The following is a 21673-nucleotide window of genomic DNA, read 5'->3' on the forward strand; positions in this document are numbered from 1 at the left end:
CAAGCTTCTATTTTAATGACAGTGGGGCACTCCCCTCATACATCTCGTACTTTAAGAGTCGGCACTCGATCGGCCCGTTGTACAGCACCATCCGTCGCGACGCCTTGAGTCCGACCCCCTTGGCGAGGTCGAGGTTACCGGTGAAGAGGTAGGCGGTGTACCCCTGGCAGCGTTTCTTCAGCGTGTCGCCGATCTCCCGGTATAGGGGACGCAGCGCCTCCTGCTCGCCGAGCCTCTTGCCGTAAGGCGGGTTCATGATGAGCACGCCGGGGCCGGGAGGGGGCGACAGCTCCGCCATGGGGAGCTGTCCCAGGGTGAGATGCTCGAGCACCCCGGCGCGCCGCGCGTTCTGGATCGCCATGTTGACCGCGGAGTGGGAGAGGTCGCTCGCCTGGATCGGCGCCGGAGGCCTGTCGAGGATGCCGTTTTTCGCCTCGGCCACCATGGCGCGCCAGGCGGCACGGTCGAACCCCTGCCAGCGCTCGAAACCGAAGCGGCGGTTCAGTCCCGGAGGGATGCGGAGCGCCTTCATGACCGCCTCGATGGCGATGGTGCCGGTCCCGCACATCGGGTCGACGAACGGGGTGCTGCCATCCCAGCCTGAGAGTTCGACGAGGGCGGCGGCGAGGTTCTCCTTCAGGGGCGCCTCGTGCCGATCCAGCCGGTAGCCGCGACGATCCAGCGGTTCGCCGGAAAGATCGAGGCTCACCGTGCAGCGGTCCTTGAAAAGCCGGACATTGACGCGAAGGTCCGGGTCCTTTGTGTCGACGCTCGGGCGGCTGCCGAAGCTCTCGCGCTGCGCGTCGACGATGGCATCCTTGGTCTTCAGCGCCACGAACCCGGAATGGGTCATCGCCGAGTCCCTGAGGTTGCAGTCGACGGCGAGGGTCTGCGCCGGGGTGAGGAAGCGCTCCCAGGGGAGGGATCGCACCCCGCTGTAGAGTTCATCGGGTGTCTGGCAGGGGAATTCCGCCAGGGTCATGAGGACCCGGCTCGCGGTACGCAGCCAGAGGTTCGCCCGGTAGGCCCCCTCGATGCCGCCGCCGAAACTCACGCCGCCGCTCTCGACACGCACATCGGGGAGACCCAGGCGGACGAGCTCGCCTCCGAGGGCTTCCTCAACCCCCTTCGCCGTAGTTGCGAAAAAAAAGTGCTTCATCACCTGCTCCTTTAAAAAGGGTCGCCGGCCGCCATAATGAGAGACGGTGCGGCCTCGACCTGCATGACGACCGCGTCGGCGGATCTTCTCATTGGAACTTTCCGGGCACCCGCCTGCGGCAACGATGACGCCGCCCAAAATTAATTACCGTGAGAGGTTGCGTCAAACAAAAATAATGATAAAAAATTAATTTCTTTAGTCGCGACCGTTCCTGCCGATGGAACCTTCATGAGCAGCGCGCGGGGCGCGTGCCCGGCCCCCTCACCACTCACATGGGGACACTCTCACCATCCGGCACGGGACTTGCTTTTGCGCCGCCATAGTTTACACTTCCAGGGTGCCCGGCGACCCAATCCCCTGATTTATCGGAGAAAACGGTTATGAAGAGACTGCTCAGGGTCCTGATCGTAGAAGACGCACCGGACGACGCCCAGCTCATCGTGATACAGCTCGAGCAGGGAGGCTTCGACGTGCACGCCCGGCGCGCGGACGACGCGCAAGGACTCGTCGATGCCCTGGAGAGCGCCACCTGGGACGTGGTCGTTTGCGACTACGTCATGCCCGGCTTTTCCGGGCTGCAGGCGCTGCAGATCCTCAAGGAAAAGGGCTCCGACATCCCTTTCCTGATGATCTCAGGGAAAGTCGGGGAGGAGGCCGCCGCTGCCGCCATCCGCGCAGGCGCCGACGACTTCGTGCTCAAGGGGAACCTGCACCGCCTGGTCCCGGCGGTGCAGCGCTCGATCGCTGAAGCGGCGCTACGGCAGCAGAGCCGTCGTCACGAGGAGGAACTGAAGGAGAAGCTGGACTTCATCCAGGTCCTCATCGACACCCTCCCCACCCCGATCTTCTACAACGACCCCAACGGTCTATACCTCGGCTGCAACAAGGCCTTCGAGGAGCAGATCGGCATCAAGCGGGGTGAAAACGTCAACAAGAGCATCTACGACATCCTCCCGCCGGACCTGGCCGCCCTGTATAACAGGGGCGAGGAGGCCGCCGAAGCAGGGAGCGGCCCGCGCAGCTTCGAAGGGACCATCACCTGCGCCGACGGCGAGCACCGTGACGTCATCTTCTACAGTGCAAGCTTCAAAAAGCCGGGAACCAGCTCCGGTGGTGTGGTCGGGGCGCTCCTAGACATCTCGGAAAGAAAACAGGCCGAGCTGAAGCTGCGTTACCTGAGCAGTCACGACATCCTGACCGGTATCTACAACCGCGCCTACTTCGATGAAGAACTGGAGCGGCTGAAAAAAGGGAGGAAGTTCCCGGTGAGCATCGTCATGGCCGACGTCGACCGCCTCAAGGAGACCAACGACCAGCAGGGGCACGCAGCCGGGGATGAGCTCCTGAAACACGCCGCCGAGGTGCTGAAAAACGCCTTCCGGCGCGAGGACGTGGTGGCGCGTGTTGGGGGCGACGAGTTCGCGGCCTTGCTCCCGAACACCGATGAGACAGCCCTGCGCGAGGCGATGGAGCGGCTACAGCAGCAGCTGGCCCAGAGCAACGAAGGGCACGCCCCGCATCAGCTCAGCCTCTCCATTGGGGCTGCCACCGCACAAAACGGCGATGAACTCATGGCGTCCTGGCGTCTCGCCGACCAGAGGATGTACCGCCAGAAAAAAGGGCGCAAAAACGGCGGTGCCGGCAACAAGCAGCACCAGTTGGTGGCCTGAGCCGGCGCCCAGAAACAGGGCGCGCCTTCCACATGGAAGGTGCGCCTCATCTCCCTTCTTACTTCGCGTCCTTGAAGATGATCATGGGGAGCTCTTCGCCCCGGTCACCCTTACTCGGCTTCCCTTCCCCCTTCGCCTCGCGCAGCCGCGCGGGGTACTCGGTCTCAAGACGTTTCTGCATCTCCTCGGCCCGCGCCGTATCGCCAGAGTTCCGGTACGCCTGCTCGAGGTTGACGAGGGTGTCGGCCAGCCCCGGTTCGCCGGGGAAGCGCTGCAGCGCCTCGTTTAGACGCTTGATCGCCGAGCCGTACTTCTTCGTCCTCAGGTAGAAATTCCCGACGTAGTTCTCGTAGGCAAGCTGCTTCGCCCGGCAGTCGGCCAGCTTCACCTTCGCCTGCGGCGCGTACTCGGAAGCGGGGTACTGGGCCAGGAACTCCTGGAAGTAGTGCACCGCGTTCTTCACGGCGGTCTGGTCGGTGTCGATCCCGGTGATCTCGTTGTAGTTGCTGAGGGCTAGCCGGTACAGCGCGTAGGGCGCTTTCTCGTTGCCGGGGTGGAGCTTGCGGAAGTCTTCGTAGGCCGCGGCAGCCTCGATGAAGGCGCCGTTTTCGAAATGGGCGTCGGCGATCTTCAGCTCGGCCTTTGCCGAAAGCTCGGGAGAGCTGTAGCTCTCCTTCACCTTCTTGAACTGGTTGATGGCCTCCTCGTAGTTGCGGGACGCGTAAGCGGTCTCCCCTTCCTTGAAGTAGGTCTCGGGTGTCTTCACCGGCGCCGGGGTCGAGGCGCAGGCACTGATCAGGGAGAGCGCGGCGAAAAGGCCCAGGTAACGCAGGGAACGAGAGTGCATGGGGTCTCCTCCGGTCGGTGAAATTCGTGAAAGCCCCGCAGCCGTGGTCGGGCTGCGGGGGTGCTGGGATCAGGCCCTGCCGGCGCGCTTGCGCTTGGTCGGGTCGAGTTCCTTTTTCCTCAGGCGTATGGAGACCGGGGTCACCTCGACCAGTTCGTCCTCGTCGATGAACTCGAGCGCCTGCTCCAGGGTGAGGTTGCGCGGCGGCGTCAGTTTGATGGCGTCGTCGCTGCCGGAGGCACGCACGTTGGTGAGCTTCTTGCCCTTGCAGGGGTTCACCTCGAGGTCGTTGTCCTTCGCGTGCTGCCCGATGATCATGCCGCCGTACACCTCGACACCCGCGCCCAGGAAGAGGATGCCGCGCGGCTGCAGCGCGTCGAGCGAGTAGGCCGTGGTCTCACCCTGCTCCATGGCGATCAGGACGCCGTTCTTCCGCCCCGGGATCTCACCCTTGTAGGGGGCGTAGTTGTGGAAGGTATGGGTGATCACCGCGGTGCCGCGGGTCTCGGTCAGGAACTCGCCCCTGATGCCGATCAGGCCGCGGGCGGGAACGATGAATTCGAGGCGCACCGTCTCCCCCATCGGGTTCATGGAGACCATCTCGCCCTTCCTGGGACCCATCCTTTCGATGATGGCACCCTGGTACTCGGAGGGGACGTCCACCACGAGGTATTCCATCGGCTCGTGCCTCACGCCCTCCACCATGCGCATGATGACCTCGGGCTTGGATACCGCCATCTCGAAGCCTTCGCGGCGCATGTTCTCGATCAGGATGGAGAGGTGCAGCTCGCCGCGCCCGGAGACCTGGAAGGTGTCCGCATTGGCGGTGTTGGCGACCCTCAGCGAGACGTTGGTCCTCAGTTCGCGGTCCAGACGCTCGCGGATGTTCCTAGAGGTCACCAGCTTGCCCTCGCGGCCGGCGAAGGGGGAGGAGTTGACGATGAAGTTCATGGAGAGGGTCGGCTCGTCGATCGCCACGTAGGGAAGCGGCATCGGGTTGTCGGCAGCGGCGAGGGTCTCGCCGATCCCCACCTCGGTGAAGCCCGCGATGGTGACGATGTCCCCGGTGAAGGCCTCGGCGATGTCCACCTGTTTCAGCCCCTCGTAACCCAGAAGCTTGGTGACGCGCCCCTTGGAGATGGTGCCGTCGCGCTTGATGAGGGCGACGGTTTCACCGGAGGTCACCTTGCCGTTGAAGATCTTGCCGGTGGCGATGCGCCCGATGTAGTCGTTGTAGTCGATGTTGGTGACGAGGAGCTGGAAGGGCGCGTCCGGGTTCCCCTCCGGGGGATGGACGTTGTCCTTGATGAGCTCGAAGAGCGGCTCCATGTTGTCGGAGGGGTGCTCCATCTCGCGCATCGCGTAACCCATCTTGGCGCTCGTGTAGCAGATGGCGAAGTCGAGCTGGGCGTCGGAGGCCTGCAGTTCGCAGAAGAGGTCGAACACCATGTCGACGACCTCGGCAGGACGCGCGCCCGGGCGGTCGACCTTGTTGATGACGACGATCGGCTTGAGGCCCAAGTCGAGGGATTTCTTCAGTACGAAGCGGGTCTGCGGCATCGGCCCGTCGAGGGCGTCCACCAGAAGCAGCACGGAGTCGACCATTTTCAATACGCGCTCCACCTCGCCGCCGAAGTCGGCGTGGCCCGGGGTGTCGACGATGTTAATCTTGTAGTCGCCGTGGTGGATGGAGAGGTTCTTGGCGAGGATGGTGATGCCGCGCTCCTTCTCCAGGTCGTTGGAATCCATCACGCGTTCGGTGATCGCCTCGTTCTCCCTGAACACCCCGGACTGTTTCAGCATGGCGTCAACGAGGGTGGTCTTGCCGTGGTCGACGTGGGCGATGATGGCGATGTTTCTGATCTTCTCCTGCATGTTTTACTGCTCCTTTATCTTTGGCTCGTCACAAATAAAAAGACGAGCAGAGAAGCCCGTCTTAAAAAAACAGCCCAATATTGCATTTTTCGGATATCTTTACAAGCTATTTTCTGATGATACGGCGTCTGCCGCCCATGGCGGCCATCTGCTGTTTCTGGAGCACGGCCAGGCTCTCCAGGTGGAACTGGAGCCACATCTCGCCGTAACCCTTCATCTTCATCTTCTTCCCTTCGCGCAGAAGCTCCAGGTTGAGCTTCAGGTTCTCGTCGCCGGGGAGCTTCGCCAACCCCTTGGCGGCGATCTCGCATGCCTTCACGTTCTCGCCGATCTCGTTCAGGCAGTAGGCGTAGAGGGCGTAGAGGAGCGACTCCTTGGGGGTCGCCATGATCGCCTTGTCGAAGGTCTCCTTCATCTTGTCGTGCTTGTTGCGCTTCATGTAGGTGACGCCGAGCATCCCCATGGTGACCCAGTTTTTGAAGAACCCTTTCTCCAGGTACGGGAACGCGGTGGCGAACTCGCGGCGCACGAAGTAGACCATGCCGATGGAGGAGTTGATCTGGCTCTCCACGTAGATCTGCCACTTCGCAAAGCGGAGGGCGGACTTCAGGTCGCGGATCCCCTTCTCGAAGCGCTGCGCCTGGATATCCTTCATGGCCCCCTCCATGAGGACCTCGAGCTTTTTCGTCACGCTGCGGGCGATGAGGACGAAGCAGGCGGTAAAGACGATCATGGCGCCCAAAAGCGCGGCCCACCAGTACTGGAAGCCGGCGGCGAGGGAAACGATGAGGAAAACTGCGACAGCTGCGCCTGCGGAAATGAGAAGGTTGTACATCGGCTGATTTATCCTTTCGTGGTGCGGGTCAGGTGGTTGTAGGTGCTGCAGTGCGACGGACGGGGCCTATCCCTCGTCCTTGGCCAGGTTCCCCTTCTTCTGGTACTTGGCCACGATGATGCGCTTGCCCGGCTTGAGGGCGACCCTGGTCTTCAGGTTGTTCCAGGCCGAGAGCAGGCGGGCCGTGACGTTGAACCTCCTGGCAAGCGAGGTCAGAGTGTCTCCCTTTTTCACGGTGTAGTACTTGTGGACTTCCTTGACTTCGGCCTTGAGCTCAGCCTTCGCCTCGGCCTTCAGCTCAGCCTTCGCCTCGACCTGGGGCGGCTTCGCGGCATGGGATGCGACGTCGGCCGAGGCCAACTGCACCGGCACGGTCAGCACCTTACCGTGCAGCTTGACCTTCTTCTTGCCCAGGTTGTTCAGCTCGGCGATGACCTGCGGCGTGGTCTTGAAGCGCCTTGCGATGGAGTCCAGGGTGTCGCGCTTCTTAGCCCGGTACTGGACGTTCTTCACGCGCTCGACAAAGCGCTCCCCCTCGGGGATCTTGGCGTACGCCTCCTGGCAGGCGGCACCGCTCCCCTTGGGAACTTTCAGCAAATAACCCGCGTAGTCCGGCGGCGTAGTGCCGCGGCGCAGTTCCGGGTTCAGCTCCCGGAGGTTCTGCATCGGCACGCTGCAGGCCTTGGACATCACGTCGAGGTCGGTGCGCGTGGGGACGGAAACCTGGTCGAAGTCGATGGGGGGAAGATAGGCGACGTCGGCGAAGCCGTATTTCGCCGGTTCCTTAGCGATGATCGCGGCGGCCAGAAGCTTCGGCACGTAGTCCTTGGTCTCCCGGGCCAGGTAGCTCCCCTTGGAGATTTCCCAGAAGTCCCGGGTGTTGTACATGTTGATGGCGCGCAGGATCTTGTTCTCGCCTGCGTTGTACCCGGCTGCGGCGAGGTACCAGTCGTTGTTGAAGAGGGCGTAGAGCTCTTTCAGGTAGAGCGCCGCGGCGACGGTCGCCTTCAGGGGATCGCGCCTTTCGTCCATCCAGTAGTCGATGCGCAGGGAATAACGCTTGCCGGTGGCCGGCATGAACTGCCAGGGGCCCACGGCGGCCGCCACGGAGACCGCGTGCGGCAGGAAGCCGCTTTCGATCATGGCAAGGTAGACCAGGTCTTCGGGAAGCCCCTCCTTCTTGAGCACCGTCTTCATCATCGGGATGTAGCGCTCGCTCCTGGATAGCCACTTGGCGAAGGCGCCCCGCCCGGGGCCCTGGAAGTAACGGGTGAAATACTCGACTTTGGAATTGAAGGTAAGGGGGATGTCGGAATCCGGCAGCTCCATCTCGGGGAGCTTCAGCTCGAAGTCGTCCGGGTCATCGGTAAGATCGTCATCATCCTGAAAATCGGCGGCAGTGAGGCCGAGCCCTTTGGAAAGGGCAAGGTCGGCGGAGGCGAGTTGCTGCGTCTGAAGTTCCGCACGCCCGGAAGCCGGCGCCGGCAGCGCAGGTGCCGCAAGGGCGGTGCAAGGCAACAAAAGTGCGAGTATGAGCAGGGTGACTTTAATCATTCAATACCTTTAGCTGGGGTAGCGGGCGTACGCACAGGTGCGCAGAATAGCGGAATTCTCCACACTTGTCAATCCAAAGGGCTCCTTTGCGGCTTTGCAGAAAGGGGGCACCCCTCCCTGCCATTGCATAACGGGCCGGGAAGCACTCGTCTTGAGCGTGGCGGGATGAAGGCGCGGCAAACAAAAAGCCCCCCGTGTGAGTACCGGGGGGCTTTTCCGTGTGCGATCCGCCCGCCGCTTTTACCCGGCGGGCCAACTAGGGCAGCCTTCCTTGCAGTGGGTTACCGGACGGATCATGTAGAAATTGGTCCACATATGCGTGATCTCCTTTTCCCTGTTGGATTTGCATCCCTCGCTTTGTGCATCCCGGAGGATGGCAAAAATATAATGGCGCCCCCCTCCCCTGTCAACCCGCCCCCTAGAGGGAGCGCCCCGACTTCTTCATGAGCCGAAGGAGGAAGCCGTCTTTCAAGGTGAGCGCGGCATGGGGGCAGAGTTCTCGGCAGCAGAAACAGCGGATGCAGCGCTGGTAGTCAAAACGCAGCCGCCCCCCCTGCACCCGGATCGCGTCCGGGGGGCACGCCTTGACGCAGATGCCGCAGAGCTCGCACTTCTCCGGCGCCACCTCGGGCCGCGAGGTGAACTGGTGACGCAGCCGGTTTTTCAAAAACCGGGGCAGGCCGAACTGGACGTCGGAGAGATGGGGAAGGCGCAAGGGGCGTGCGAGCGCAGTCGCAGGGTCCGCTCCGGCGACGGCGATCTCCTCCCGCCTTGATCCAGGGAGCCCCATGTTGCGCGCAGCACTCTCCAGGTAGAGGAGCTTCTTCGGGATCCCCGCCACCTCGGCGGCGACCTGATCCACGGCCACCGCGTTGTCCCCCGCCATCAAAAGCCCCACCTGGCAGGGGTCGCCGCTACCCGGCCCGTCCCCCTCCATCGCCACCACCGCGTCGACGATGTTCAGGTCCGGCTCGCGCAGCATATATACCTCGATAAGCATGCGCGCGAAGAGCTCCTTGTCCGCCCCCGCCTTCAGGTGCCAGGCCGCCTTCCGGGTCCCGACCACGGCGCCGAAAAGGTTCTTCACGCAGCAGGTCATGGTCATCATCTCGTGCGTCTTCAGCTTCGGGAGGTTGATCAGGCGGTCTGCTTCGAGGTAGGGGCGGGCAAGTTCGAACTCGCGGAAGGTCCCCGTGCCGCCGACCGTGGCGCTTTCCTCGAAGGGGACGAACTCCGCCCCGGTCTCCTCGATGACGCGCATCATGCCGGAGCGCTCGGCGACGCGCCTGCCGCTTCCCACGCCGGGGGAATCACCGACGAGCGCGATGCCGCCTGCGTGCTGCACGGCGAGGATGACCGCGCGCAGCACCTCGGGGTGGGTGGTGACCGCCGCCTCAGGGGGCTTCGCCGAGAGGAGGTTCGGCTTGATCAGCACCCGCTCGCCCGGCTTGACGTAACGCTCCATCCCCCCTAAAGATTCGAGCAAGCGCGCGAGTCCTTCTTCCACCTCTTCCCGTTCATACCGCGCCACCCTTTGCAGCGACACCTGGAACATGCCCCCTCCCCGTCAAAAGCTGTTGTAAGTGCCACCGCACTGAGGTAGATTCCCATACCATGAAACGGGCCATCGAGCAATTCTGCAGCTACCTCGAAAACGAGCGCAACGTCTCGCAACACACCCTCGCCGCCTACCGAAGCGACCTCGACCAGTTCGCCCTTTTTCTAGATCCGCACTGCACCTTTCCCTTGGCGGAGGTGAATCACCTCGCCATCCGGCGCTACCTCGCCCATCTGCATAAGGGGCACGCGAAGAGTTCCATCGGCAGAAAGCTCTCCGCCATCAGGGCCCTCTTCCGTTACCTGATGCGCGAGGGGCAGGTTGAGAAAAATCCCGCCGAGTTGGTCAGTACGCCGAAGAAGGAAAAGCGCCTCCCCTTCCACCTGAACATCGACCAGGTCGAGGCTCTCGTCGAGGCGCCGCGCGGCGGGGACGTCCTCTCGCTCCGGGACCGTGCCATACTGGAGACGCTCTATTCCTGCGGGCTCAGGGTGAGCGAGCTCACCGGGATGAACGTCGGCGACCTGGACCTTCCCGGGGCGCTGGTACGGGTGCTGGGCAAGGGGGGAAAGGAGCGCATCGTGCCGGTCGGGTCCTGCGCCCGGGATGCGCTCGCCGCCTACCTCGAGGAGCGAGGCAACCCGCAATCTTCCGATCCGCTCATCCTGAACGCCCGCGGCGGCCGTCTCACCAGGAGGAGCGTCGCGCGCATCGTCGACGCCCACATGTTGCTGATCGCCGCCATGCGCAAGGTCTCCCCCCACACGCTGCGCCACACCTTCGCCACCCACCTCCTCGAAGGGGGCGCCGACCTGCGGGCGATCCAGGAGCTGTTAGGACACGCCTCGCTCTCCACCACCCAAAAGTACACCCACGTCAGCATTGACAAGCTGATGGAGGTCTACGACAAGGCCCACCCGAAGGCACGCTCCTAGTTTCTCGCACCCCTCCCCCCCCCCAGTCGGACCAGTCGGGCTTGGCGGCTTGGCGAACCAATAAAAAAACGCCCCGCCGGTTTCCCGGCGGGGCGCTCTTGCTGCGGTAACGATCTGCAGCGGACTCTTAGTCCTCGCAGAGGTCGATCTTTACATCCCAGTTCTTCAGCTTCATGGTGCCGTTCTTCTCGAGGTTGAGGTGCATCTTGAAGGCGCGATCCCACAGCTGCGGCTCGTGGCCGACCTTCCTCGCCAGGCAGTCCTTCTCAGCGATGTTGAGGTACTCGGTGAGCTGTGCCTTGTAATCCGGGTGGGCGCACTTCTCGATGATGCGACGTGCGCGCTCTTTCGGAGCAAGGCCGCGCAGGTCGGCGAGACCCTGCTCGGTGATGACGCAGTCGAGGTCGTGCTCGGTGTGGTCGATGTGCGAGCAGTGCGGCACGACGCAGGAGATACCGGTCGGGTCGGTCTTGCTCGGACGGGAGGACGGGGTGTGCATCATCTTCAGGAAGCCGTTCCTCAAGAAGTCGCCGGAGCCGCCCAGACCGTTGATCATGCGAGTACCGCCGACCAGGGTGGAGTTTGCGTGTGCGAAGATGTCGATCTCGACCGGGGTGTTCATGGCGATGCAACCCAGACGTCGGATCGGCTCAGGTGCGTTGGAGATCGAGAGCGGACGCAGGGTGATCTTGTCGAAGTACTTGTCCATGTTCTCGAAGAAGCGCGGGAAGCCCGGGCTGGCCGAGAGAGACAGCGAGCAGGAGGAGGCCGCGTCGAGCTTGCCGGAGTCGAACAGGTCAAGCATGGTGTCCTGGAGTACCTCGGTGTAGACGGTCAGGTTCTTGAAGGGGCCCTTGGCCAGGCCGCCGATGACGGCGTTGGCGATGGAGCCGACGCCCGACTGGATCGGGAGCAGGTTCTTCGGCAGACGGCCCGCCTTCACCTCGGTGGTGAAGAAGTCGATGATGTGGTTCGCGATCGCCTCGGAGGTGTCGTCCTGCTCGGCGAAGGCACGACCCTGGTCGCGCAGCTTGGACTCGACCACCGCGATGACCTTGCTCGGGTCGCAGGGGATCGAGGTGGAGCCGATCCTCTCGCCGGCATGGGTGATGCCAAAGATCTGGCGGTTCGGCGGGGTAAGCGGGGTCAGGAGGTCATGGATGCCTTCGAAGGAGGGCTGTCCGGTGTTCACCTCGAGGATGATCCTGTCGCAGATCATCAGGATCTCGGGGATGACGCCGCAGGAAGAGGTCGGTACGATGGAGCCGTCTTCTTTGATCGCGGAAACCTCGATGATGGCGAGGTCGAGCTTGCCGCTCTCGGAATCCTTGGTGTAGAAGCCGTAGCCCAGATCCTGTGCGAACAGGGAGAGGTGCTTGTCGCCCATGCGGATGCGGCCGGCGTTGATGCCCGCTGCGATGTTCTTGCCGGTCTGGTACGGCCAGCGGCGGTCGATCATGTCCAGAGTCGCCCAACGGTCTTCGGTTTCCGCACCGACGGAAGCGCCGATGAAGAGGTTGAACTTCAGCTTGCCCTGCAGGTTGTTCTTCTCTACGTGGTCAGCCAGGGCGATGGGCACCACTTTCGGGTAACCAGCCGGGGTGAAGCCGGACCAGCCAAGGTTCATCCCGTTCTTGAAGAACTCAATGGTCTGCTCGGGAGCCATGACCTTGTTCAAAAGTTGTTTGCATTGTACCCGGTCTTGAAGTGTGCCGTACTCGGACATATCTGCCTCCTGTTTTGTTTTGTTGTCTACAACTAAATCAGCTGAATGCTGACAGATAACAAGGTGTTGCGATCAAGCCCGCCGCGGCGCAAGCTCCTTATCCAGCGGCGCTTTTACTCTTTTTCCCCAAAAAGTAGAACCGGATTCTACTCAAGAGGGGCTGGTGAGTCAACTAAAAACCCGTATAACTCTATTTTAGATCTTCGAACGTTCGTTCGATCGATATGCGTCCACAAGACGCACTGTATACAGTATGCAATCTAATCTCAAGTTGCCGTCCACGTCAACAATAAAAAATCGTTTCGCCTCTGAAAGCACAACAAACACGGAGGATGACAGGCAGGTTGACCGCGCCACGGGGGATATTTGACAGCTGACGCGGCCTCCCCACTTGACGCTGATTTCTCTTTCTATTCTGCCCCCATAGCCGGAGTGGCCCGTTGCGGCGGCGGCTATGACGCGGGAAAAAGTAGGGGGGGGTCTCGCCGTGAAAACGGGTTGCGGGGCGGGCAAAGAGAAGAGAGGTAACGGGAGCGCGTCTTACGCCAAAATAAAACAAACGAAAGGAGGGGTGAAAAGCGGCAGGCCGCCCCGATGCATCGGTGACGGCCTGCGGATGGAATCAAGGTGTGAGATCGGATCTTATTCGGCGCGGTAACCGATACGCACGGCACCCCAATGGCGGTTGTTCAGGATGATGGGGGTCGAGATGTCGTTCATGATCTCGCCAGTGTCCCTCATGTAGGTCTGAAGCAGGAACGACTCGGTATTCTGTGCCGCCTTGAGGCCGGTCTTGTCGTCGAAGATGCGCTTGGTACGGTTGTTTACCTTGTCCACTTCCGGGTCACCGGTCAGCGGTTTGGAGTAGCGCAGGTTGTGGCTTGCCACGTAGCCGTGGTCGTCCACGCAGATGGCGAAGAAGATGGAATCCTTGCGACCTAGGATCGCCTCCTGCACCGGTGAAATGTAACGATCGAAGAAGCCGTCGAACGCGGTGGCGTACTTCTGCGGCGCGGTGTTCGGGATCGGCTTGTAGTTGCGGTCGAACAGGTCGGTCATGCTGATCCTCCCCGCGGCGACCCCCTCGCCGATGACCGCTACGAAGCCGTCCCTAAGCTCCGCTGCCATGCGCTTCATCTCATCGTGCCTGTTGCCGACGCTGAATTTCCCCACCGTCGAAAAGATCTGTTCGGCAACACGGGTGAGCTCCGTGAACGCCTTGTCGCTCTCCAGCATGTCCTCGTGCACCGCCAGCGCCGAGCCCGAAACGCCGTGGATCTTTTCGGCGATCTCGTTGGTTGTGGCGCTTTGTTCCTCGGTCGCCGAGGCGATCTGGTTAATGAGCTGCGCCGTCTCCCCGGCGAGCCCTAGGATCCGCTCCAGGCACTCCTTGGCTGCCATGGATTTCGACACCCCGTCCTCGACCCGCTCCTGTTCCTCGGCGATCGACCTTGCCGCCTCGCGGCTTTCGGACTGGATGTTGGTGATGATCTTGGCGATCTCCTTCGTCGAGGTGGCGGTCTTTTCGGAGAGCATCTTGACCTCGTCGGCGACCACCGCGAATCCCCTGCCATGTTCTCCGGCTCGCGCCGCCTCGATGGCGGCGTTCAGCGCAAGGAGCTTGGTCTGGTCCGCGATGTCCTCGATGAGGTTTATGATGTCGCCGATCTGCGCCGAGGAGGCCTCCAGCCTTCCTACGGTGCCGAGGGTCTGGGTCACGTTCTCCCTCACGAGGACGATAGAGTTGCACGCCCCGTCCACGACACCCATCCCCTGACTTGCCGCCTCGTCCACCTCGGAGGAGAAGCCCGCCGCCTGATGGGTGTTCCCGGCCACCACATTGAGGGTCGCCGCCATCTCCTCCGTGGCTACCGCCACCGACTCCGAGCGGTCCTTCTGCTCGGCCGATGACGCCACGGTGTTCCTAGCCCGGCTCGAGACGTGGCAAAGCGAGATGGAGATGTGCTCGGCCAGTTCGTAAAGGACCGTGATCGTTTCGCGCAGCTTGTTGACGAGGTGGTTTATGTGCCGGGCGAGGTCGCCGATCTCGTCGTCCGAACGGACCGGGATCTCCTTGGTGAGGTCCCCTTCCCCCTGGGCTATGTCTTTCAGCTTGTCGGAGAAGAAGAGCAGGTCGCGCATGACCGTTTTCTGGAAGAAGACGTACATGCAGAGCATCATGCAGACGAAGAAGAGGCAGCCTGCGGCAACCAGTATGGTGATCATCTTTATGGCGCTGCGGTAGCCGTCCTCAAGCGAGGAGGTGAGCTGTACCGCGCCCAGGTACTTGTCGCCTGCGTCGTGGCACTGCTTGCAGCGCTCTTCGTTGCGGAGGGGAACCGCCATCTTAAGGGTGTGGATTCCCCCGGTTGTCTCTCTGATTTCTACCGGCTTACCGTCGGCGAGGCTTCGTGCGACATCCTTGTTGACCGCCCCGGTTTCGGAATCCTTGCCATCCTTGTCGAAGATCTTGATGTCGAAGCCGAAGTTCTGTTCCTTGGCGACCTTGGCGAGGTTCCTCACCGATTTGGCGTCGTCCTTCATCATGAAGGCCGAAATCTCGTCCACAATAACGGCGGACATGGTCCGGCTGTTCTTCTCTTGCAACTTCATGCTGGAGCTGTACTGGAGCCAGATCGCCAGGCAGCCGACAATGGTGATCCCTACCAGCAGGTTGATCCCAATGATCGCCAGAATTTTGTGTATTAGTTTGTTAGTGAACATTGCTCCTCCCGGACAGAACAGCGTTCGCTGTCGGTGAGGATTGTATCGGACGATGCCCACGGTACTTTAGGGTGTCGATCCATTATTACCGATATTTAATATCCCAACAAAAGGTTCACCGATGGTTTCTTTTTATGCGGCAAAAGGTTCGTCTGTTTGATTCAAGTCAAAACGACGGTAGGCTTGGGTATGCTAGGATGGCAGAAAGTCTTACTACCACGGAGGTCGACATGACGCAGCTTGGTGATCAGGAACTGTACCGGCAGCTGGTTCAGAATTGCAACGATGCAATCATATTTTCAGACAGGGAAGGGGTGATCAGGCTCTGGAACAAGGGGGCGGAGGAGATGCTCGGCTTCAGCGCTGAGGAAGCCCTGGGACAGTCGCTCGACATCTTCATCCCTGAGAACCAGCGCGCGCGGCATTGGGAGGGATATTTCCGGGTCATGGAAACCGGTTCCACGCGCTATGCGAAGGAGCTCCTGGCCGCCCCCGCGCTGCGCAAGGACGGCACCCGCATCTCGACCGAATTCTCCATGACCATCATCAGGGACACCGAGGGGAATATCGCCGGAACCGTGGCGGTGATGCGCGACGTATCGGTGCGCTGGCAGAAGGAAAAGGCGCTCCGGGCGCGGCTCGCCGAGCTGGAAAAGGGGGCGCCCCCGGCCTGACGCTACTTCGGACGAAAAAGGGGCGCCTGGACTCTTCCAGGCGCCCCTTCCTGCTGCACCCCGCCTTGAAATCATCCCACCTGATCCACCAGGTAGTTCTGCACCCCCATCTGGGCGATCTGGTCCAGCTGCGCCTCGATGTCGTCGATATGGCTCTCCTCCTGGTCCAGGATCGACTGCAGCAGTTCCCGGGTCCCGTTGTCGCCAAGCTCCACGGCAAGCTTGATGCTCTCGTTGTACCCGCGGATCGCCGTTTCCTCCAGGGCGTGGTCGAACTGGTGCATCTTCGGAATCTCACCGCCGATGTGGATCGGATCGAGCCGGCTCACGATCGGGCGCCCCTCCAGGAAGAGGATCCTCTCGATCAGCTTCTCGGCGTGCTTCATCTCGGTGATGGCACGCTCACGGATCGCGGCGTGAAGCCGCTTATAGCCCCAGTTTTCGCACATCTCCGCATGCACCATGTACTGGTTGGTGGCGGTGAGCTCCTCGGCCAGGCGCACGTTCAACTGTTCGATCACCCTTTCGTTCCCCTTCATAGACGACCTCCTTTTTGATGAGGCCCGGCTGACGCCGGGTCCGCTTCCTTCCGGCGGAAAGGCGCGCCGGTCACCAAGTTAATGTGTCCTAATTCGGGCGACTGAGAGTATACCCGGCCTCGCAGCGTTGGCAATCTCCGGCGGATGCCCGGGAAAAGGGGAATGCGACGCAAAAAAAGCGCCGGCCCCTTATGCAGGGACCGGCGCTCGTAGTTACACATTTTCCGGAGGCCTAAACCGCGGTCTCCGGCTCCTCCTCGTCCGCGTCGCCCCCCATGGGGACGGCCTCACCTTTCGGCAGCAGCAGGTTCAGGAGGATGGCCGCGATACCGCAAAGGCTCACGCCGTGCAGGTGCTGTCCGGCCACGTTGACGGAAAGCCCGCCGATGCCGAAGACCAGCACGAGCGAGACGATGATCAGGTTGCGCGGGCGGTGCATGTCGACCTGGGCGTGGATGAGGGTGTTGAGGCCCACCGAGGCGATGGAGCCGAACAGCAGCATCATGATGCCCCCCATGACCGGCGCCGGGATCGACTGCAGGATGGCGTTGAACTTCCCGAAGAAGGCCATGACGACGGCGAAGCCTGCGGCCCAGGTCATGATGACCGGGTTGTAGCAGCGGGTGATCATGACGGCGCCGGTGACCTCGGCGTAGGTGGTGACCGGGGGGCCGCCCACGAGGGCCGCGGTGCAGACCGCGAGGCCGTCGCCCAGCATGGTGCGGTGCAGACCCGGCTTCACGGTGTAGTCCTTGCCGGTAACCGCGCCGATGGCGACGATGTCCCCCACGTGCTCGATGGCCGGTGCGAGGGCGACCGGCACCATGAAGAGGACGGCGGACCAGTTCCACTGCGGACTAACGAAGGTGGGGACCTGGATCCAGGGGGCCGCCGCGACCTTGGCGAAGTCGACGAGCCCCAGGAAGATGGAGAGGACGTACCCTACCGCTACGCCGGAGAGAACCGGCAGCAGCCGGAAGATCCCGCGGGCGCGCACGGCGACGAGGGCGGTGGTGAGAAGCGAGACGCCTGCGACCAGGAGGGCGGTGTCGTAGTCGACGAGAACGGCGCTGCCGTCGCCGGTTTTACCCATGGCCATGTTGACCGCCACGTTGGCAAGGCCGAGGCCGATTATCATGATGATCGGGCCCACCACCACGGGCGGCATGATGCGATGGATGAACTCCGCGCCGCGCAGGTAAATGGCGGCGGAGAAGGCGAGATAGAGAAAGCCGGCGGCGAAGAGCCCCCCCATGGTGGCGGGAAGCCCCCAGGTCTGCACGCTGTAGATGATCGGCGCGATGAAGGCGAAGGAAGAGCCGAGGAAGATGGGGACTTCGCGCCCGGTGCAGAGCTGGAAGATGATGGTGCCGACCCCGGCGCCCAGAAGCGCCATGCTCGGGTTCAGGCCGGTAAGGATCGGCACGAGCACCAGCGCGCCGAAGGCGACAAAAAGGATCTGCGCTCCGGAAAGCGCCTGGCGCCAGACCGGTTCTTTTACTTCGGACATGCAAAAACCTCACTTGGAATGGAAGATACGGAGGGGGCTCCCCCGCTCGATGACAGCAGAGGTGCTACTTGGTGCCGAAGATCTTGTCCCCGGCGTCGCCGAGCCCGGGGAGGATGTAGCCGTGCTCGTTCAGGCGCTCGTCGATGGCCGCCACGTAGATGTCAATCTCGGGGTACGCATCGGCGATCTTTTTCAGCCCCTCGGGTGCGGCGACGAGGCAGAGCACGCGGATCTGGAGGCAGCCGTTCTTCTTGAGCATCTCGATGGTCGCCGCCATGGAGCCGCCGGTGGCGAGCATCGGGTCGATGATGAGGGCGAGGCGCTCGTCGAGTTTAGTCACGAAGCGTTCGAAGTAGGTGTGCGCCTCCAGGGTTTCCTCGTTCCTGGCGAGTCCCACCACGCTCACCTTGGCGTTGGGGATCATGTCGAGCACGCCGTCCAGCATCCCGATGCCGGCGCGCAGGATGGGGACAACGGTGACCTTCTTCCCCTTGATCTGCTGGATCTCGAACTTGCTGCCGTCCCAGCCGGTGATGGTCCGCGTCTCCAGCTGGAAGTCTCTCGTGGCCTCGTAGGCGAGCAGGCAGGCGATCTCGGAGGTGAGTTCCCGGAACTTCTTCGTGCTGATGCCGCTCTCGCGCATCAGGCCAATCTTGTGCTTCACCAGGGGGTGGTTTACTTCGTGGACGCTCATAGCCTCTCCCGTCGAAAAATTTGGTCATACCATACCGGATTTTATCACTGCAAACAAGCAGTTACGCATTAGACCGATCCAATCGAGCCAACAGAACGGAGCGCAGATGAACGGCTGTCGCCGACGGGGTGGAAGGACGGGCTAGAGGAAGCGGTAGGCGAGGGAGAGGAAGGCGGCCCAGGCGAGAACGGCAAGGGTCGCGACAAGACAGACGATGGCGATGGCGTGGTGGGCGGCGCTTTCCCGGCTCCGCTCGCGGTACCCAAGGATCTTCGCGGCGATGATCCCCCCCATGATGCCGCCGCCGTGGCCCCAGTTGTTGATGCCCGGCATGATGAGGCCGAACACGACAAGGCTTATGAGCCAGCCGCTCACCTCGCGGGAGACCGCGGCGCCGTAGTTGCCGCCACGGCTCTTGCCGAAATAGAAGAGTGCTCCGATGAGACCGCAGACCGAGGCGGAGGCCCCGATGGTGAAGGGAATACCGGCAAAACAGGAGGCTACGTAGCCGGCGACGCCGCTTGCCGTGTAGATGACGAACATGCGGCTCGTGCCGAACTCGGCGCTCACCCAGGGGCCGATCTGTCTTAACGCCATCATGTTGAAGAGGATGTGCAAAAGACCGCCGTGGAGGTAGCTGGCGGAGATGAGGGTCCAGAAGCGCCCCATCTCGAAAACCGGAACGGTACCGGTCGCCCCCAAAAGGAACAGGCTGTTCTGGTCCGGGGAGAGAAAGCCGAAGAGCCCTCCCTCGAGGCCGGTTCTTTTACTCAGAAAAAGCGACAGGAGGTAGAAGACGACGTTCGCCGCGATGATGCCGTTGATGGCAGAACCGGGACCGGAGGCGCTCGATAGCACCCGGCGCACCGCGCCCGCCGGACGGGAGAGGGCGGCGCCGCACCAAAGGCATGAGCCGTAACGGGCGTCGGTGGGTTGCCCGCAGTTCGGGCAGGTTATGGAGGGGTGGGCCATCCGGGGGACCTCTGGATTCAGATTGCGCCGCACTGTAGCACCGATCAAGGAAAGGACAAAGTGTTTCCTTGACGGCTAGCCGCAGTCGAGAAACAAAAGAGCGGGGTCTTCCAGGTACCGGAGCACCTTGCCGAGAAAACGGGCGGCATCGGCCCCATCGGTGGCGCGGTGATCGAAGGTGAGGGACAAGGGAAGGATCTTCCTGATGGTGATCTCCCCGCGGTGCACCCAGGGGCGTTCCACGATGCGGCCGAACCCCATGATGGCGACGTCGGGCCAGTTGATGATGGGGGTCGCGAAGGTGCCGCCGAAATGCCCGTAGTTGGTGATGGTGAAGCTGCTCCCCTTCAGTTCCTCGAGCGTTATGCTCCGCTCGCGCGCCTTGCGCCCCAACTCCTGGACCGCCTGGGCGAGCTCAATGATGCTTTTTTTGTCCACGTCCCGGATCACCGGGACCATGAGTCCCTCGGGGGTATCCACCGCGAGACCGAAATGGTAGTGCCGTTTGAGGACCAGTTCCTGTGTCTCGTCGTCGATCGAGGCGTTCAGGAGGGGATGATCCTTAAGGGCGTGCTGCACCGCCTTGATGAAGAAGGGAAGGAAGGTGAGGTGCGTGCCGCGGGATTCCACCTCTCCCTGCTCCCGCGTACGCATCTCGAAGATCTCGGTGATGTCCACCTCCTCCATGCTGGTCACGAAAGCGGTGGTCCGCTGCGAGGCGGTCACGTTGCGGGCGATGGTCCGGCGCAGTCCGCGCAGCGGTACCCGCTCCTCCGCCCCCTCCCCCTTCGGCGCGGCAGCTATCGTCTCCAGGTCCTCGGGTCTTATGCAGCCGCGCGGCCCACTCCCCTTGATGGTACCGAGATCAATGCCGCGCTCCCGCGCCAGCCTGCGCACCATGGGGGTGGCCAGCACCTCGACGGAAGCCGGGGGGGCGAAAGGCGCAGCCTCTATGGCGGTCTCAACAGACTCTTCCTCGGCCTCTGGAAGCGACCCCACGATACCAACCGATGCCGGGCGCGGCGGGGACTGCGGGGGCTGCTGTTGCAGCTCGGGCTTGCCTTCAGCTATGGAGAGAAGCACCTCCCCAACCTGCACCGTCTCACCTTCCTTCCGGTGCAGGCGCTCGACGACACCTTCCCGGGGCGAAGGGACCTCGACCACCGCCTTGTCGGTCTCCACCTCCAACAGCGGCTGGTGTTCACGTACCGTGTCACCTGCCGCAATCAGCCATCGGCGCAGTTCCACCTCGGTGATCCCCTCGCCCAGATCCGGAAGTTTGAAATCGAAAGACATGCTCTCTCCTTGTCGTTGCCGTCAGTCCGGCGCCTGCATGGCTCCTCCCCCCGGAGGGGGGAGGTCGGGAGGGAGGAAATACGTTTGCAACAGCCGCCGCGCACCCCCTCCCCAGCCCTCCCCCTCCAGGGGAGGGAGCAATCAATACTGAAGCACTTCGTCTAACGCCCCCCTGATCTGCTGAGGACCGGGAAGGTAGTGATCAATCAGCTTCGCCAGAGGAACCGGGACGTCGGGCGCGGTGACCCGGAGGATGGGGCCCCGCAGGTGCAAGATCGCCTCCTCGGCCACGGTGGCCGCGATCTCGGCGCCGAAACCGCAGCTCTTCGCCGCCTCGTGCACGATAACGAGCCGCCCGGTCTTTCGCACCGAGGCGAGCACCGCCCCGATGTCGAAGGGGCTCAGGGTGAGGAGATCCAGCACCTCGGCGTCGTAGCCGTCCACCGCTTTCAGCACCCGCTCGAGCATGCTCCCCCACGCGACCACGGTGACCGCGCCACCCGCCCGCGCCACCCGCGCCTTCCCGAGCTCCACCACGTATTCCCCTTCCGGCACCTCCTCGCGGATCAGGCGGTAGAGCCTGGTCGGCTCCAGAAAGAGCACGGGATCGGGGTCGCGCAGTGCCGACAACAAGAGCCCCTTGGCCATGTAGGGGCCGGAGGGGACCACCACCTTCAGTCCCGGCACCTGGCAAAAGAGCGCCTCGGTGCTTTCCTCGTGCAGTTCGGGTGCCTTGATCCCGCCTCCGTAGGGGGTGCGCACGACGAGGGGACAGGTGAACCGGCCGCGGGAGCGGGAACGGACGCGCGCGGCGTGGGCGAAGAGCTGCTCGAAGGCGGAGTAGGTGAACCCCATGAACTGTATTTCCGTCACCGGGCGCAGACCGTAGGCTGCCATGCCGATGGCCGCCCCCATGATCCCCGACTCGCAAAGCGGCGTGTCGAGGACGCGCTCGGAGCCGAAACGCTCAATGAGCCCCTCGGTCACCCGGAAGACGCCACCGTCGCGCCCCACGTCCTCGCCTAAAAGGACCACCCGGTCGTCACGCTCCATCTCGTAGGCGAGCGCCTGGTTTATCGCCTGCACCATGTTCAGTTGCGCCATG

17 protein-coding genes are annotated in these 21673 nt (G+C 62.6%); 3 read left to right on the forward strand and 14 right to left on the reverse strand.

All coding sequences use genetic code 11. The features are described from left to right. Positions 1-7: 7 nt before the first annotated feature. The gene (locus tag E4633_RS01490; protein ID WP_135868505.1) at positions 8-1159 is read right to left on the reverse strand and encodes a THUMP domain-containing class I SAM-dependent RNA methyltransferase; all 1152 of its coding nucleotides are present in this window, start codon (positions 1157-1159) and stop codon (positions 8-10) included. 380 nt (positions 1160-1539) lie between these two features. Between E4633_RS01490 and E4633_RS01495 the strand changes: the two genes are divergently transcribed. Continuing rightward, positions 1540-2829, forward strand: coding sequence for a sensor domain-containing diguanylate cyclase (locus tag E4633_RS01495; RefSeq protein WP_135868506.1), 1290 nt, complete (start codon positions 1540-1542; stop codon positions 2827-2829). 58 nt (positions 2830-2887) lie between these two features. On the opposite strand, the gene E4633_RS01500 is transcribed toward E4633_RS01495, so the two are convergent. The 5 genes from E4633_RS01500 to E4633_RS01520 form a co-directional block, all read right to left on the reverse strand. Then, the gene (locus E4633_RS01500) at positions 2888-3676 is read right to left on the reverse strand and encodes an outer membrane protein assembly factor BamD (RefSeq protein WP_135868507.1); all 789 of its coding nucleotides are present in this window, start codon (positions 3674-3676) and stop codon (positions 2888-2890) included. 69 nt (positions 3677-3745) lie between these two features. After that, positions 3746-5551, reverse strand: a complete 1806-nt coding sequence (gene typA, locus E4633_RS01505; RefSeq protein ID WP_135868508.1) for a translational GTPase TypA — start codon at positions 5549-5551, stop codon at positions 3746-3748. A gap of 106 nt (positions 5552-5657) precedes the next feature. After that, positions 5658-6386: a tetratricopeptide repeat protein gene (locus tag E4633_RS01510; RefSeq protein ID WP_135868509.1), complete on the reverse strand. Its 729-nt coding sequence runs from the start codon at positions 6384-6386 to the stop codon at positions 5658-5660. Between the two features lie 66 nt (positions 6387-6452). Continuing rightward, a complete protein-coding gene (locus tag E4633_RS01515; protein ID WP_135868510.1) occupies positions 6453-7940 on the reverse strand; it encodes a lytic transglycosylase domain-containing protein in 1488 nt (495 codons plus the stop codon). A gap of 418 nt (positions 7941-8358) precedes the next feature. Further along, on the reverse strand, positions 8359-9495 hold the full coding sequence (locus E4633_RS01520) for a DUF362 domain-containing protein (RefSeq protein ID WP_135868511.1): 1137 nt from the start codon (positions 9493-9495) through the stop codon (positions 8359-8361). A 59-nt stretch (positions 9496-9554) separates the two neighbouring features. On the opposite strand from E4633_RS01520, the gene xerC reads away from it, so the two are divergent. Beyond that, the gene (xerC, locus tag E4633_RS01525) at positions 9555-10433 is read left to right on the forward strand and encodes a tyrosine recombinase XerC (RefSeq protein WP_135868512.1); all 879 of its coding nucleotides are present in this window, start codon (positions 9555-9557) and stop codon (positions 10431-10433) included. Between the two features lie 127 nt (positions 10434-10560). Here xerC and E4633_RS01530 read toward each other — a convergent pair whose 3' ends face one another. Continuing rightward, positions 10561-12159, reverse strand: a complete 1599-nt coding sequence (locus E4633_RS01530) for an acetyl-CoA hydrolase/transferase C-terminal domain-containing protein (RefSeq protein WP_135868513.1) — start codon at positions 12157-12159, stop codon at positions 10561-10563. A 642-nt stretch (positions 12160-12801) separates the two neighbouring features. Then, positions 12802-14883: a methyl-accepting chemotaxis protein gene (locus tag E4633_RS01535; RefSeq protein WP_135868514.1), complete on the reverse strand. Its 2082-nt coding sequence runs from the start codon at positions 14881-14883 to the stop codon at positions 12802-12804. Positions 14884-15113: 230 nt separating this feature from the next. On the opposite strand from E4633_RS01535, the gene E4633_RS01540 reads away from it, so the two are divergent. Next, entirely contained in the window at positions 15114-15557 is a 444-nt protein-coding gene (locus E4633_RS01540; RefSeq protein ID WP_135868515.1) for a PAS domain-containing protein, read from the forward strand. A 71-nt stretch (positions 15558-15628) separates the two neighbouring features. On the opposite strand, the gene bfr is transcribed toward E4633_RS01540, so the two are convergent. The 6 genes from bfr to E4633_RS01570 all read right to left on the reverse strand — a co-directional run bounded on the left by bfr (position 15629) and on the right by E4633_RS01570 (position 21672). Then, positions 15629-16096: a bacterioferritin gene (bfr, locus tag E4633_RS01545; RefSeq protein WP_129127369.1), complete on the reverse strand. Its 468-nt coding sequence runs from the start codon at positions 16094-16096 to the stop codon at positions 15629-15631. 232 nt (positions 16097-16328) lie between these two features. Continuing rightward, on the reverse strand, positions 16329-17606 hold the full coding sequence (locus tag E4633_RS01550; protein ID WP_135868516.1) for a uracil-xanthine permease family protein: 1278 nt from the start codon (positions 17604-17606) through the stop codon (positions 16329-16331). A 64-nt stretch (positions 17607-17670) separates the two neighbouring features. Next, the gene (gene upp, locus E4633_RS01555) at positions 17671-18300 is read right to left on the reverse strand and encodes a uracil phosphoribosyltransferase (protein WP_135868517.1); all 630 of its coding nucleotides are present in this window, start codon (positions 18298-18300) and stop codon (positions 17671-17673) included. A gap of 141 nt (positions 18301-18441) precedes the next feature. After that, complete coding sequence (locus E4633_RS01560) at positions 18442-19272, reverse strand: rhomboid family intramembrane serine protease (protein ID WP_135868518.1); 831 nt, start codon at positions 19270-19272, stop codon at positions 18442-18444. 75 nt (positions 19273-19347) lie between these two features. Beyond that, the gene (locus E4633_RS01565) at positions 19348-20568 is read right to left on the reverse strand and encodes a dihydrolipoamide acetyltransferase family protein (protein ID WP_135868519.1); all 1221 of its coding nucleotides are present in this window, start codon (positions 20566-20568) and stop codon (positions 19348-19350) included. 141 nt (positions 20569-20709) lie between these two features. Beyond that, positions 20710-21672, reverse strand: a complete 963-nt coding sequence (locus E4633_RS01570; protein WP_135868520.1) for an alpha-ketoacid dehydrogenase subunit beta — start codon at positions 21670-21672, stop codon at positions 20710-20712. Position 21673: the final 1 nt, after the last annotated feature.

Source organism: Geomonas terrae (assembly GCF_004791675.1).
Taxonomy (GTDB): Bacteria; Desulfobacterota; Desulfuromonadia; order Geobacterales; family Geobacteraceae; genus Geomonas; species Geomonas edaphica.

Bases quoted from the DNA above. Each gene is read 5' to 3' on its own strand.
- E4633_RS01490 (WP_135868505.1), bottom strand. From the start codon at position 1,159: ATGAAGCACTTTTTTTTCGCAACTACGGCGAAGGGGGTTGAGGAAGCC.
- E4633_RS01495 (WP_135868506.1), top strand. From the start codon at position 1,540: ATGAAGAGACTGCTCAGGGTCCTGATCGTAGAAGACGCACCGGACGAC.
- E4633_RS01500 (WP_135868507.1), bottom strand. From the start codon at position 3,676: ATGCACTCTCGTTCCCTGCGTTACCTGGGCCTTTTCGCCGCGCTCTCC.
- typA (WP_135868508.1), bottom strand. From the start codon at position 5,551: ATGCAGGAGAAGATCAGAAACATCGCCATCATCGCCCACGTCGACCAC.
- E4633_RS01510 (WP_135868509.1), bottom strand. From the start codon at position 6,386: ATGTACAACCTTCTCATTTCCGCAGGCGCAGCTGTCGCAGTTTTCCTC.
- E4633_RS01515 (WP_135868510.1), bottom strand. From the start codon at position 7,940: ATGATTAAAGTCACCCTGCTCATACTCGCACTTTTGTTGCCTTGCACC.
- E4633_RS01520 (WP_135868511.1), bottom strand. From the start codon at position 9,495: ATGTTCCAGGTGTCGCTGCAAAGGGTGGCGCGGTATGAACGGGAAGAG.
- xerC (WP_135868512.1), top strand. From the start codon at position 9,555: ATGAAACGGGCCATCGAGCAATTCTGCAGCTACCTCGAAAACGAGCGC.
- E4633_RS01530 (WP_135868513.1), bottom strand. From the start codon at position 12,159: ATGTCCGAGTACGGCACACTTCAAGACCGGGTACAATGCAAACAACTT.
- E4633_RS01535 (WP_135868514.1), bottom strand. From the start codon at position 14,883: ATGTTCACTAACAAACTAATACACAAAATTCTGGCGATCATTGGGATC.
- E4633_RS01540 (WP_135868515.1), top strand. From the start codon at position 15,114: ATGACGCAGCTTGGTGATCAGGAACTGTACCGGCAGCTGGTTCAGAAT.
- bfr (WP_129127369.1), bottom strand. From the start codon at position 16,096: ATGAAGGGGAACGAAAGGGTGATCGAACAGTTGAACGTGCGCCTGGCC.
- E4633_RS01550 (WP_135868516.1), bottom strand. From the start codon at position 17,606: ATGTCCGAAGTAAAAGAACCGGTCTGGCGCCAGGCGCTTTCCGGAGCG.
- upp (WP_135868517.1), bottom strand. From the start codon at position 18,300: ATGAGCGTCCACGAAGTAAACCACCCCCTGGTGAAGCACAAGATTGGC.
- E4633_RS01560 (WP_135868518.1), bottom strand. From the start codon at position 19,272: ATGGCCCACCCCTCCATAACCTGCCCGAACTGCGGGCAACCCACCGAC.
- E4633_RS01565 (WP_135868519.1), bottom strand. From the start codon at position 20,568: ATGTCTTTCGATTTCAAACTTCCGGATCTGGGCGAGGGGATCACCGAG.
- E4633_RS01570 (WP_135868520.1), bottom strand. From the start codon at position 21,672: ATGGCGCAACTGAACATGGTGCAGGCGATAAACCAGGCGCTCGCCTAC.